The following is a 13114-nucleotide window of genomic DNA, read 5'->3' on the forward strand; positions in this document are numbered from 1 at the left end:
CATGAGCGCATACGAAACGTCGACCGACCGCGGGTTCCTGCTGTCCGGTCGCGAGTGGAAGGTCGTCGGGACCGCGGGGCTGTTGATGGCGTTGAACGTGCTGGTGATGGCGACGTTCGCGACGACGCCGCTCGCCGTCGTCAACAGCTACCTGTTCGCGTTCCCGATCGTCGGCGTCCTGCTGTACGGGGCGGCGATCTACGTCGGCGAACGCGTCGCCGAGAACGGTGTCGAGGCCGGCAACGTCGGGCTGGCGCTCACCGGCGTCGCGATCCTACAGGCCGCGTTCGGACTGTTCGGTGCCGGCGTCCTCGGGTTCCTGCCGCCGGAGGCGATGGTTCCGGTCCTCGCGATCACGGCCGCCGTCACCGCGCTGATGACCGCCGGGATCGGGACGTACGTGTACGCCCGGCGCTCGACGACGTTCGAACACTACGGGACGTGGTCGACGTACGCGTTCCTCGGTGGCCTCGGAACGATCCTCGTCGGCACGTTCGTGCTCGACGTCCTCCTTCTGGTCGGCTTCGTGCTGATCTTCACCGGCTTCCTGTTCCGGCTCGGGTGGGAGATCTGGCGGATCCGCGACGGTCGCGTTCGGGCGGTCTCCCTGCAGGCGATCGGACTGTACGTCGCCGTCGCCGGCGTGTTCGTGCACGTGCTCCAGATCGTGATCCGGATGCTGGCGGACCGGTAGCCGTCCGACGCGGTGGTTCATCGAGCGTGAGTCGGGGCGGGCCGTCCGGCGATTCCGAACCGCCTGCCGTTCGGGGCTCGGAGCGGTGATCCTTTATCAGTACCTCCACAACGGTCGGCAATGACTGTCCGGCTCCGCTTCGAGGACGGCACGATCCGCGTCGACGCCGACGCCGACGCGGATCCGCTGCCGCCGTTGCCGGGCGTCGAGACGGACCCCCGATCCGGGACCGGACGCGCGCCGGCACACCGCTACGCCGAGATCCGACGCGCGCTCGAAGTGGCCGGTCGTTCCGTGACTGACGACGTGCTCGACCTCGCCGCGCTCGACCTGTCGACCGCGTACGACCTCCGCGAGTATCAGGCGGACGCGCTCGCGGCGTGGCACGACGCGGACGACCGCGGCGTCCTCGAACTGCCGACCGGCGCGGGCAAGACCGTGATCGCGATCCGGGCGATGGTTGACCTCGGCGTGCCGACGCTCGTCGTCGTGCCGACGATCGACCTGTTGGAGCAGTGGCAACGCGAGTTGGAGGCGGAGTTCGGCCGCCCGATCGGTCGCTACGGCGGGGGCGAGCAGCACACCGAGGCGATCACCGTCTCCACGTACGACTCGGCGTACCTCAAGGCCGACGACGTGGGGGACCGCTTCGGCTTCGTCGTGTTCGACGAGGTCCACCACCTCGGCGGTGAGGGGTACCGGGACATCGCCCGTCTCCTGCCCGCGCCCGCCCGGCTCGGACTCACGGCGACGTTCGAGCGTCCGGACGGGGCCCACGAGCGCGTCTCGGAGCTGGTCGGTGACCGCGTGTACGCGCTTGACGTCGACGACCTCGCGGGAGAGCACCTCGCCGCCTACGACGTCCGCCGGATCGAGGTGGAGCTGACGGCCGAGGAGCGGGAGCGGTACGACGAGAGACAGGGGACGTTCGTCGAATACGTCCGTGACGCCGGGATCACGTTCACGAGCGGAAGCGACTATCAGGAGCTCGTGAAGCGGTCCGGAAACGATCCGCGTGCGCGGGAGGCGCTGCTCGCGAAGCAGGACGCCCGCGAGATCATGATGAACGCGAGCCGGAAGATCGACCGACTGGCGGCGATCCTCGAGCGGCACCGCGGGGACCGAATCATCGTGTTCACCGCACACACCGACCTCGTGTATCGGCTCTCCGAACGGTTCCTGTTGCCCGCGATCACCGCGGAGACGAGCGCGCCCGAACGCCGCGAGACGCTCGAACGATTCAGGGACGGAACGTACAGCCGAATCGTCGCCGCGAACGTGTTGGACGAGGGCGTCGACGTCCCCGACGCGAACGTGGCCGTCGTGCTCTCCGGGTCGGGGAGCGAACGGGAGTTCACCCAGCGGCTCGGCCGGATCCTGCGGCCGAAAGCGGACGGTGGCCGCGCGACGCTGTACGAACTGGTCAGCGCGGAGACGGCCGAGGAGCGGGTGGCGAGTCGCCGTCGGTGATCGGGGGAGCGGGGTTCGTCGAGGCCGATCGGCGGTCGATCAATCCGTTCGGTGGAGATCGAGCGTCAGCGATCCGCTCGTCTCGAACCGGTCGAACGAGACGTCGACGACCACCTCCACGTCGACCGCCTCCTCGGGCGGAACGGTCACGTCGGTTCCCGTCTCCGTGGTCTCGTCGTCGAGCGTCACCGTCACGGCGAACCGCCCGGTGCGCTCGCTCGGCGCGTCGTTGATCACCGTCCCCGTCACGAGGAGCCGCCCGTCGTCGCTCTCGAGGAGGTCCCACTGGCCGATCCGGAACGCCGGCGGTCCGTCGTCCGGGTCGGTCGGGTCGGGGGCGCGTGCGTCCGCCTCGCTCGGCGGGTTCCGCGGTCCGGACGGCGGAGCGGCGTCGACGCAGCCGACCGTGACCGCCGAGACGCACGCTCCGAGCAGCGCTCGCCGTCGCATACCCGACCGTTCGCGCCGCGACGTATAGGCGTTCGGCTCCGCGCTGGGTCCGGCTCCGGCTCCGGCGGTCCGGCGGTCCGGCAGTCCGGGGGTCCGGCGGTCCGGCAGTCCGGGGGTCCGGCGGTCCGGCAGTCCGGGGGTCCGGCGGTCCGGCAGTCCGGCAGTCCGGCAGTCCGGGGGTCCGGCGGTCCGGCGGTCCGGCTCCGCCGCCGAGCGTCTCCGCCGCCGAACGCCTCCGTCCGTTTTTACCCTCGCGCCGCGTACCGACCCGCGTGTTACGCAAGGACCTCCTACGCGTCTCCCGAGCCGGCGGCGGATTCCGGCCGCGGTTCGTCGGTCGGGAGCATCGACCGCTTGCGGCCCGGGTCCTCGGGACGTTCGCGGACCACGTCGGCGAGCGGCGCGGCGACCTCGACGCGGCGCTGGCGTCGTTGGAGGCGGACGGCGGCGACTTCAAGCTGGTCCGCGGGCTGGCGGCGCTCGTCGAGCGGGAGTGTCGCTTCGAGGTCCGGTCGCCGGTCCCGTCGGAGCGCGTCCGCCGAACCGTTTTCGAGACGGCCGAGACGGTCGGCGTCGCGACGGAGGCGGAGCGGGCCGACGCCGTCGGCCGCGCGGCCGACCGTCTCGGAGTCGACGTCTCGGACGTCGAAGTCGCGCTGTACGCCGACCGCGACGTCAACGAGGTCCTCGTCGACGCCGACGTTCGCTGGGGTCCCGACGACCTGCTCGAACAGTACGACCTCTCGCTCGCGCAGACGGCGCTGTTCGACGCGACCGAGGTCCGTATCCGGTCGAACGACCCGAAACGGCTCGTCTCCGCCGTCAAGCGGCTCCGACTCATGTACGAGATCGAGCGCACGCCGGACGGTCGCGAGCTGGTCGTCACCGGTCCGGACGCCCTCTTCAAGCGGACGCGGCGCTACGGAACCGCCTTCGCGCGGCTCCTCCGGACGGCCGCGGGCACGGCCGAGTGGCGACTGACGGCGACGATAGACGACCGCGGGCGCGAGCGAACGATGACGCTGACCGACGAGGACGTCGGCGTTCCGGGCGTCGAGCCGGTCACGGAGCCCGCCTTCGACAGCGGCGTCGAGGCCGACTTCGCCGGGCGGTTTCGGGCGCTCGATCTCGACTGGACGCTCGTCCGCGAGCCGGAGCCGCTCGAAACCGGGACGAGCGTGATGATCCCCGACTTCGCGTTCGAGTACGACCACGGAGAGTTCCGGCTGTTCTTCGAGGTGATGGGCTTTTGGACCCCCGAGTACGTCGAAAAGAAGCTGCACCAGCTCGCGGATGTCGAGGACGTCGACCTCCTCGTCGCGGTCGACGAGAGCCTCGGCGTCGGCGAGGAGATCTCCGCCCGAGACCACCGCGTGGTCACGTACGCCGGAACGGTTCGGGTGAAAGCGGTCGTCGACGTGCTCCGCGAGTACGAGTCGACGTTCGTCGCGGACGCCGCGGCCGGCCTGCCCGACGAACTCGCTCCCGACGACGACGTCGTCGCGCTCGACGCCCTCGCGGCGGCGTACGGCGTGAGCGTCGAGGCGGTCGAGGGGAAGCGGTTCCCCGAGCACGAACGCATCGGTCGGACCCTCCTGCGGCCGCGCGTACTCGACGACGTCGCCGGAGCGATCGATGCGGGAATGGCCCTCGCGGAGGCGGAGGCGGCGCTCTCCGAGCGCGGTATCGACGACGCCAGCGCGGTGCTGTCCCGGCTCGGCTATCGCGTCGAGTGGGAGGGGCTCGGCGGCGGAACGCTCCGGGCCAAAGACGGGGACGCCTGAGTCGTCGATCCGCGTGACTCACTCGCGTCGCCGAGCGCCGAGCGCCGCGGCGATCGCGACGGCGACGAGCGCGGCCGGGACGCCGAGACCGGGCGTCTCGTCGTCAGTCGTCTCGTCGTCGGTCGTCTCGTTGTCGGTCGTCTCGTCGTCAACCGCCTCGTCACCGGCCGGACCGTCTCCCGTGTCGTCGCGATCCGACTCGTCCGGGTCGTCGGTCGCCTCGTCGGTCGCCTCGTCGCCGTCGCCCTCGTCGTCGGCGAGCGTCACGCCCGGCGAGTCGCCGTCGCCCCCGTCGTCTCCGACCGAGTCCGTCGGTCGGCGCTCCTCGCCGCCGCCGTCGATCACGACGACGGCCTCGCGGGTCGTCAACACCGGCAGCGGGTACTCCAAGAGCATCGCGTTCGCCTCGGCGAACCGAACCACCGCGTCGGAGGGGGGCGCGTCGTCCTCGACCTCGAACGTGATCGTCGCCGTCGGCGTCCGGTTCTCGCCGGTGTCGCCCACGCCGCCCGCGGGCGGATCGCGCGCCTGCTCGACGGTGACCCGTCCCGCGTCCTCGTCGATCGTCGCGTCGTGGGTGACGTCCGTCTCGTCGCCCCGAGACATCCACGGGCCGGTCTCGACGTTCGTCGCCGTCAGCACCTCGGGATCGTAGGCGACGACGTACTCGACGGACCGCACGCCGTCGTCGCTGTAGCCGGCCATCGCGCGGAACCACACGTTCACGTCGACGGTCTCTCCGGGGTCGGCCTCGGCCTCGGAGGGATCGAAGCCGAGCAGTCCGGGGTTGTCCGCGGCGAGCGCGGGAGCGACGAGCCCGCCGGCGAGCACGCACGCGAGCAGCAGCGAGACGGCGAGCGTTCTCCGTCGGATCATTCGGGGACGGTCACCTCCACCGGGGGCATGTCGAGGAACGCCGTCTCGTACCCGGCGTGCCGTGACACCTGCGGCGGGGACTCGACGACGACCTCGACCGCGTCGCCGGGGACGAGCTCCGCCTCGATCCCGTAGTGAAGTCCGAGTTCGTCGTCGAGCGTCTGTTCGAGCCGCCCTGAGACCGCCCCCTCGACTGAGAGCGCGGTGTCGGCGAGCGGTATCCGGTTGTACGGCGTCCGCGGGCTGACGAGCAGGTAGCCGCCGCCGTCGGCGAGCCGCGACTCCGAGAGGTACCGGACGACGATCCGCGCGTCCCCGGAGCGCGGTTCGCCGAGCCCGACGCCGGGATACGACTCCGCCGCCGGGAGTCGCGAGAACGGCATCTCCATGTCTTCGTGTCCGTGACCGTCGTCCTCGTGGTCGCCGTCACCGTGACCGTCCTCCTCGTGACCGCCGTGGCCGTCGCCGTTCATCGGTTCGATCGCGCCTCTCTCGCCCCACAGTCCCTCGTCGAAGTAGTGGACCTCGTCGATGAGTCGCCGCCGGAGCGCCTCGTCGTATGCGAACTCGAACGTCGCCGTCTCCCGTGCTTCGAACCGCCCGTCGAACGCGCCGGTCCTCCTCGTCGTAATCGGATTGAGGTCGATCTCGACGGTGTAGGTCCCGTCCTCGGGCAGGGGGACGTTGTCGCCGAAGTGAACGCCCATCGACTGGGAGATCATCGGCCACGGGGCGCGCCGATCGACCGTCTCCCCGTCGCGAGCGACGCGTACCTCCGCGCCGGCGTCGACGGGGAGTACCGTTCCGGTCTCGGGGTCCCACGGCGTGAACATCAGGTGGACGCCGCGTTCGGATTCGGGGAGCACCGCCTCCGCGCGGTCCCCGGTGACGAGCCAGAACCGGTGCGGGTAGGTGATCATCGGCGTCACCGCGTACTCGCCGGCCCGAACCGTCGGGAAGTGCTCCATCGCCTCCCGATGGGTGGGAACGTACACGGCGTCCGGCGGGTCCTCGACCCGCGGGAGGTCCGGGAGCACGTCGTCCGACTCGTCGCCACCCGCTCCGTCGGTCCCGTCGGTTCCGTCGGTTCCCCGTTCGTCACCGGTTCCGTCGTCGTCCCCGAGACAGCCGACGATCCCGCCCATCGACAGCGTCGTCGCGCCGGCCGCGAGCAGTTGCCGACGCGTCGTCGCTCGGCCGTCGCTCGGCCCGTCTCCCGGTTCGGCTCGCGTCGTCGTTCGAGGTGGTTTTTGCGTCATCCGTCGTCTCTCACGGGTTGGGAAGCGCTCGCATCGACCGCGGCGGAACGAGGAAGTTCCCCCGCCGTCGAACGAACACGTACTGGAGTATGCCGTTGTTCAGCCGCTGTCCGACGCCGGCGTCGGTGAGATCCGCCCCGGTCATCGCGTCGCGGACCCGAACGAAGTCGTCGATCGTGCGCTGGGAGGAGATGAAGTGGACGCCCGGCACGTCGCCGTCGACGGTGTTCACGTCACGCCGAAGCAGCGGCGGCGTCCCGTCGTCGTCCCGCGCCCGAGCAGCCTTCTGGGCGTGACCGACCACGCCGCGGGTTCGAGCGTGCGCCTCCGTCTCGTCGGCGACGCCGAGCGCGCCGGTCGTCGCTCCCAGTTCCTCTCCGATCTCGCCCACCCTCTCCTCCGCGTGAACGGGACTGAACGTCTTCGCGACCCGCTGGGCGTGGCTGTCCTGCTCGAACCACTGCTGCAGGTTCAGCTCCATGCTCGACACGTGAAGCGTCGTGCCGCCGGCGAACGGCCCCTCCCGGATCGTCACGCGGTCCTCGGGGGCCTGGCTCTCCTCGAATCCCGATCGGAAGCCCATGAAAAAGGGCGCGTTCGCCGGTATCGACTCCGGGACGCCGTCGAGGTCGGCGTGTTCGGCCGGGAGGCCCGCCCCGATGAACCCGGTTCGACGCGGTTCCGCGCGCTCGAAGACGTCGTCCAGCGGCGTCGGGTCGAGACCGTTCGGATCCGCCTCACCGAACAGCGCCTGCTCGGCTTCCAGCACGACTGCGGGGTCGTTGCCGGCCAGGTGGACGATCGTATCGAACCGGTCGAACTCGGGCGACTCCATCGCCGTCAACGCCGCCGGCTCCGGGACCGGCGAGTCGACGTCGTCGAGGCGGTCGAAGTATCGCGGCGAGTAGCCGACCGAGAACAGCAGTCCGTCCGGATCGTAGTCGTACGCCCGTTCGAGCGTCTCGAAGGCGGCCTCGACGGCCGCCCTCGCGTCGTCGGTCGGGTCGGTCCGAAGGCGGAGGGGGAGCAGCACGCGGTGTTCCGGCGGTATGCGGTTCCCGTCGTCGTCCGTCGGTAACGCAGCGTTCCACGCGTGTTGTCGCTCCGGACGGTCGGTCGGGTCACCCGTGGGAACCGAACGCTCCTCGGTTCCCTCGAGACAGGCCGAGAGTCCCGCCGCGCCGCCGGCCGCGACTGCCGCACGGAGGTACTCCCGACGGGAGAGCGATCCGCGACTCGGAACGGTCACGAACCGTATACCGCGTGTACCCCCAAGAGGCTGTCCGTCCACCCGAGGACTGCAGTGTCCGATGACGGCCGCGTGATCGGGAACACGTCATCGACGACGTCGTCGATGGCTCGAACCGCCGATCGGTCGCCGATCCCGTCCTCACAGATATCGGCAAAAAACCCAGCTATCTATGACAGTTCTATTCTACCGTTTTCGGCGTTCTTAGTGGCCTTAAACCCTCGATATCTCTCGTGTCATCGCCACCCTTTAGTTACTGTGACGAAAGAATACCTGTAGTATGAAGCAGACGACTCGACGAACGTTTATCGCTGGCACGACGGCCACCGGCGTCGCTGCGCTGGCCGGCTGTGCCGACGACGACGCACCCGAGGAGACGCCGGAAGCGACGGAGGAGCCGCCGGAGGACACTCCGGAGGAGACCGAAGAGCCCGAGGAGGAACCGGACGACGTCGACGAGGAGCCGGCGTACGAGATCTGGTCGGCCGACCAGGGGACGAACACGATCTACATCCACGAGCCGACCGGCGACGGCGAGTTCGAGCAGGTCGACGCGATCGACACCGGTGCGGAGGGCGGCGAGGTCCCGCACATGGTCGACTACTCCTCCGACTACGAGTACGCCGCCGTCGCCTGTACGGCCGGCGCGCGGACGCTCGTCTACCGGACCGAGGACCGCGAGCTCGTCGCGAACCTCGAAACCGGAGCCGGCTCGCACTTCGCCGGCTTCTCCCCGGACGACGAGTACATCCACGTCGACGCGATCGGCGAAGAGGAGATCGTCCGCGTCGACGTCGACCTCGAGAACGAGGAGTTCGAGCAGGTCGACTCGATCGACGTCCGCGAGGACGAGACGATCGTCGACGCCGGCATCGAGGACGGCTCCCCGATCTGCCACCAGTACGCCCAGGACGGCCGCTCGATCCACACGATGGGACCGAGCTACCACGACGCCGCGCTCGTGATCGTCGATCACGACGACTTCTCCGTCGACCGCGCGTACTCCGGCGACGAGATCCCGACGAACTGCGGGACGGTGTCGCATCCGACCGACGAGAAGTTCTACCTCACCGCCGGGCTTCCCTCCGACCCGGACGCGGACCCCGACGAGGACCCCGTCGCCGCCGAGGGCGTCGGCGACTTCTACGTGTACGACACCGCGGACGACGAGGTAGCGACCGTCGAGTCGACCGGCGGCGTCGACGCGCACGGCTTCTGGTTCACCCCCGACGGCGAGGAGCTATGGGTGCTCAACCGCGAGACGAACGACGGCCTCGTCATCGATCCCGACACCGACGAGGTGATCGAGGAGATAGACGCGTTCGGCCCCGAACAGTCCGAGAACCCGAACGAGGCCGACTCGCCGGACATCATGTGGGCCTCCCCCGACGGGGAGTACATGTTCGTCACCCTGCGCGGCCCGAACCCGCTTTCGGGTGATCCCCACGCCGCCACGGGTATCAATCCCGGCTACGCGGTTCTGGACGTCGAGAGCCGCGAGATCGTCGACGTCGTCCAGCCCGACGGCGACAACGAGGACAGCGACTTCCACGGGATCGGCGTGCGACCGCTTCAGGCGTTCGACGGCTTCACGTCGCCGCCGTACTGATCGGCTCGCGGTCGAGGACTATTCGCGGTCGACGGCGGGCAGCTCCGCTCGACTCCCCTTCGGAACCACGGACCGGAGCTCGTCGTACAGGTAGAGCCCGACGCCGATCGGCGCGGTCCCGCCGCCGATCTCGTGGCTCACGACGAGGTATCCCCAGTCGCCGTCCCACTCGGGACGCTCCTGGTCCTCGCCGGCGGCAAAGCACACGGCTGCCGCCGGCTCCACCTCGATCACGTTTCTCGTCGCGAGGTGTCCGAACCGCTGGACCGCCCGCGTCGTCGGCTTCCAGTGCTCCTGTCGCGTCCGGAGGAACGTCATCCCGATCGCCTCGACGCGGCTCGGGTCGGAGGCCTCGCCGTTGAAGATCCAGATCTTCCCGGCCCCCTTCTCCCAGAAGGTGTATCCCTCGAACGTCTCCGGCGCGATCCCGAACCGCTCGTGCCACCAGTCGAGCACTTCGCGCCGGCTCGCCCGTCCCTCGACGTCGCGGTCGGCCGGCGTCTCCGGAAGCCGGTCGAACCGCTGGCCGTCGTTGGTCGCGTCGCTCACGCGTCCACCCCCCGAGCGCTCGACTCCTCGGCGCGCGCTCCGACCCGGAGCTTCGCACAGAAGAACCCGCCAGTGTCGTTGTGGTGCGGGTACACCCGGTGGGCGCGCTCGACGCTCGGGTCGTACGTCTCGCCGTCCCACTCCGTGACGCCCGGGACCGTCTCCAGCGGGAGGTCGAACGCGACGACCTCGCAGTCCTCCTCGCGGAGGACGTGGTCGAGGACGGCCTCGTTCTCCTCGGGCGCGAACGTGCACGTCGAGTAGACCACGGTCCCGCCCGGCCGGGTCGCCTGGACGGCCCGCGCGAGGATCCCCTTCTGGATCCCGGCGACCGCCTCGACGTGCCCGAACGTCCACTGATCGAGCACGTCCGGGTTCTTCCGGCAGGTTCCCTCACACGAACAGGGCGCGTCGACGAGCGCGCGGTCGAACTCGTCGAACGCGAGGGGTTTCATCGAGAAGTTCCGGGCGTCCTGGTTCGTGACCACCGTGTTCGTCACGCCGAGCCGCTCGGCGTTGTGCCGGAGCGCGGAGAGCCGACCGAGGTTGTTGTCGTTGGCGACCACGGTTCCCTCGTCGTCCATGTCGTCGGCGATCTGGGTCGTCTTGCTGCCCGGCGCGGCGCAGGCGTCCCAGACCCGTTCGCCCGGCCGCGCGTCGAGCGCGAGTCCGGGAAGGACGGACACCTCCTCTTGCCCGTGGAGCCAGCCGTGGACGTACGGCCAGTTGGTACCGGGGCTCCCGTCCGGGAGCCGGAACAGTCCCTCGTGCCACCCGACCGGCTCGTACGCGACGCCCTCCTCGTCGAGCGCGGCGCGGACCCGCGCCGGTTCGGCCGTGATCCCGTTGACCCGAACGACCGACGGGAGCGGTCGCTCGCAGGCCGCCCGGAACGCATCGACGTCGTCGACGAGCGACTCGTACCGCTCCAGCGGATTCATACCGGTCGTTTCGCGTGATGCGGTTAGTCGGTTTCGGACCGCGAGAGCGTTCCCACCGTCCCGTCGCGGGCCGATACGGGGGGAGGAGTTTAGGCCCTCGCCCGACGTATGTGGACGTATGGCAGGAATATCCGTCGTCGACGACGCGGTCACGCTGTCGGATCCGGTGTTGGTCGAGGGGTTCCCCGGCGTCGGGTTGGTCGGCAAGATCGCCGTGGACCACCTGATCGACGTCTACGAGATGGACCACTACGCGAACGTCCACTGCGAGGGGATCCCGAGGGTCGCGACGTATCACGAGGGCGAGACGGTACTCACCACGCCCGTTCGCCTGTACGCGGACGCGGAGCGCGACCTGATCGCTCTCCAGAGCGACGTTCCCGTGAGTCCCGCCGCAGCCGTCGAGTTCTCCGGGTGTCTCGCCGGCTGGTTCGACGAGGAGAGCGTCCTCCCCATCTACCTCTCGGGGCTCGCTCGCGAGAAGGGAGAGTCGCCGCCCGGACTGTACGGGGTCGCCACTGACGGCGCGTCGGACCGACTCTCGGACGCGTCGATCGAGGAGCCGTCCGAGTCCGGACTCGTCTCCGGACCGACGGGCGCGATGCTCGCCGACGCGCTGGAGCGGGGCTCCCCGGCGGTCGGACTGGTCGTCGAGTCCGACCCCCAGTTCCCGGATCCGGAGGCGTCCAGGATCCTGATCGCGGACGGGATCGACCCCATCGCGGGCATGACGACGCCGATCGAGGGGCTCGTCGACCACGCGACCGAGATCCGCGAGGCGAAAGAGCAGTTCGCGAAACGGATGCAGCAGTCGACCGAGGACAGCTCACAGGCCGAACCGCTCAAGATGTATCAGTAGCGTTCGACCCGCGTGCGAGTCACTCGTCCGCTTCCAGCTCGTCGAGGATCGGTCGGTACTTGAGCTGTACCTCGTCCCACTCCCGGTCCGGATCGGAGTCGGCGACGAGACCGACGCCGGCGAACAGCGTGGTCCGTCGCGGGCCGGCGACGGCCGACCGGATGGCGACCGCGAACGCGCCGTTGCCGGCGGCATCGATCCAGCCGACCGGTGCGGCGTACCACCCGCGATCGAACGGCTCCGTCTCGTGGATCGTTTCGAGCGCGCGGTCCGGCGGGAGCCCGCCGACCGCCGGCGTCGGGTGGAGCGCCTCGACGAGTTCGAGCACGTGGTCGTCGGACGTCAGCTCGGCCGTGATCGGCGTGTGCAGGTGCTGAACCGTGGCGAGTCGCCGAACCCGTCGATCGCCGGCCGAGATCGACGCGGCGTACGGTTCGAGCTGTTCGCGGATCGTCTCCGCGACGAGTTCGTGTTCGTGGACGTTCTTCGAATCGGTCGACAGCTCCGCTGCCAGCCACTCGTCCTCCGCGGGCGTCTCACCCCGTCCCGTCGTCCCGGCGAGCGCGTCCGTCTCGAGGGTCCGCCCGCGAAGCGAGACGAGTCGTTCCGGCGTCGCGCCGAAGAAGACGGCGTCGCCGTCGTCGGGCTCGAAACAGTACCGGTAGCAGTCGGGGTACTTCTCGGCGAGCCGCTCCAGCGTGGCCGCCCGCGGGAGGTCCGCCCGGAGTTCGGCCTCCAGCGCCTGTGCCAACACGACCTTTCGGAGGTCGCCGCCGCGGATCCGGGAGACGGCCGCGTCGACGCTCTCACGCCACTCCTCGCGGCTCATCGTCCGGTGCTGCTCGCGGATACCCGGCCGCGGCGGTCGACGCGCGTCGCTGGTGAGCCCGCTGAACCGCTCGATCTCGCGGTCGAGCCGAGCTTCGACCGCGTCGACGGTCGCGTCCGGCCCCGTGGCGTTCACCGTGAGCCACGTCCCGTTGTCCGCGAACGTGATCTGGACCCGCGGGAGAACGAACCGGGCCTCCGGGAACGACCCCCACGGAGCGCCGTCACAGGCCCCCTCGTGGAACGCGAACCCGCCGAACAGCCGCGGGCGGGCGGCCTCGGTGCCGGCGTGGACGTCGCCGGACCCGAACAGCTCCTCGGCCGCGGTGCGGATCCGCGAGAACCGTCGTTTCCCGGTCGCGGTGAGCGTTGCTGCCGCGCCGCCGCCGAGAACGACGGCGTCGTCGGGGGCACTCCAGGTCGTTCGGGGCGTCGAGAGGGCATCGAACGCCGCGTCGAACCCCGGTGTGTCGATTCCGGTCGTACGACTGACCAGCATCGGGGACGACCGCGGGCGCGGCGGTTCCATTGCGAACCGATCAGGCT

General features: G+C 70.1%; 12 protein-coding genes. 5 read left to right on the forward strand and 7 right to left on the reverse strand.

All coding sequences use genetic code 11. The features are described 5' to 3' along the window. Window position 1 precedes the first annotated feature (1 nt). Window positions 2-694, forward strand: coding sequence for a hypothetical protein (locus tag ACNSN7_RS10525; protein WP_418282239.1), 693 nt, complete (start codon window positions 2-4; stop codon window positions 692-694). 120 nt (window positions 695-814) lie between these two features. Then, window positions 815-2164, forward strand: a complete 1350-nt coding sequence (locus tag ACNSN7_RS10530; RefSeq protein ID WP_418282240.1) for a DEAD/DEAH box helicase family protein — start codon at window positions 815-817, stop codon at window positions 2162-2164. Between the two features lie 39 nt (window positions 2165-2203). On the opposite strand, the gene ACNSN7_RS10535 is transcribed toward ACNSN7_RS10530, so the two are convergent. Further along, window positions 2204-2614 carry a hypothetical protein gene (locus ACNSN7_RS10535; RefSeq protein WP_418282241.1) on the reverse strand — a complete coding sequence of 137 codons (411 nt, stop codon included), beginning with the start codon at window positions 2612-2614 and terminating at the stop codon, window positions 2204-2206. Between the two features lie 272 nt (window positions 2615-2886). Here ACNSN7_RS10535 and ACNSN7_RS10540 point away from each other — a divergent pair, with 272 nt between their 5' ends. After that, the gene (locus tag ACNSN7_RS10540; protein ID WP_418282242.1) at window positions 2887-4398 is read left to right on the forward strand and encodes a DUF790 family protein; all 1512 of its coding nucleotides are present in this window, start codon (window positions 2887-2889) and stop codon (window positions 4396-4398) included. 18 nt (window positions 4399-4416) lie between these two features. Here the strand turns inward: ACNSN7_RS10540 and ACNSN7_RS10545 are convergent, their stop codons facing one another. Genes ACNSN7_RS10545 through ACNSN7_RS10555 form a run of 3 tightly spaced genes read right to left on the reverse strand, consistent with a single transcriptional unit; the run spans window position 4417 to window position 7782 of the window. Beyond that, on the reverse strand, window positions 4417-5274 hold the full coding sequence (locus ACNSN7_RS10545) for a cohesin domain-containing protein (RefSeq protein WP_418282243.1): 858 nt from the start codon (window positions 5272-5274) through the stop codon (window positions 4417-4419). Beyond that, window positions 5271-6533 (reverse strand): DUF7350 domain-containing protein, encoded by a 1263-nt coding sequence (locus ACNSN7_RS10550; protein WP_418282244.1) that lies wholly within the window; start codon window positions 6531-6533, stop codon window positions 5271-5273. The genes ACNSN7_RS10545 and ACNSN7_RS10550 overlap by 4 nt, the downstream gene beginning before the upstream one ends. A 10-nt stretch (window positions 6534-6543) precedes the next feature. After that, complete coding sequence (locus ACNSN7_RS10555) at window positions 6544-7782, reverse strand: DUF7405 family protein (protein WP_418282245.1); 1239 nt, start codon at window positions 7780-7782, stop codon at window positions 6544-6546. Window positions 7783-8062: 280 nt separating this feature from the next. On the opposite strand from ACNSN7_RS10555, the gene ACNSN7_RS10560 reads away from it, so the two are divergent. Further along, entirely contained in the window at window positions 8063-9391 is a 1329-nt protein-coding gene (locus tag ACNSN7_RS10560) for a YncE family protein (RefSeq protein WP_418282246.1), read from the forward strand. Between the two features lie 18 nt (window positions 9392-9409). Here the strand turns inward: ACNSN7_RS10560 and ACNSN7_RS10565 are convergent, their stop codons facing one another. After that, entirely contained in the window at window positions 9410-9940 is a 531-nt protein-coding gene (locus ACNSN7_RS10565; protein WP_418282247.1) for a DUF7122 family protein, read from the reverse strand. Then, window positions 9937-10881, reverse strand: coding sequence for an RsmB/NOP family class I SAM-dependent RNA methyltransferase (locus tag ACNSN7_RS10570; protein ID WP_418282248.1), 945 nt, complete (start codon window positions 10879-10881; stop codon window positions 9937-9939). Before ACNSN7_RS10570 ends, ACNSN7_RS10565 begins: the two co-directional genes overlap by 4 nt. Window positions 10882-10999: 118 nt before the next feature. Here ACNSN7_RS10570 and ACNSN7_RS10575 point away from each other — a divergent pair, with 118 nt between their 5' ends. Further along, window positions 11000-11740, forward strand: a complete 741-nt coding sequence (locus ACNSN7_RS10575; protein WP_418282249.1) for a proteasome assembly chaperone family protein — start codon at window positions 11000-11002, stop codon at window positions 11738-11740. Window positions 11741-11759: 19 nt separating this feature from the next. Here ACNSN7_RS10575 and ACNSN7_RS10580 read toward each other — a convergent pair whose 3' ends face one another. Then, a complete protein-coding gene (locus ACNSN7_RS10580; protein WP_418282250.1) occupies window positions 11760-13097 on the reverse strand; it encodes an isochorismate synthase in 1338 nt (445 codons plus the stop codon). Window positions 13098-13114 lie beyond the last annotated feature (17 nt).

This window comes from Halorubrum rarum (genome assembly GCF_048380895.1).
GTDB lineage: Archaea > Halobacteriota > Halobacteria > Halobacteriales > Haloferacaceae > Halorubrum.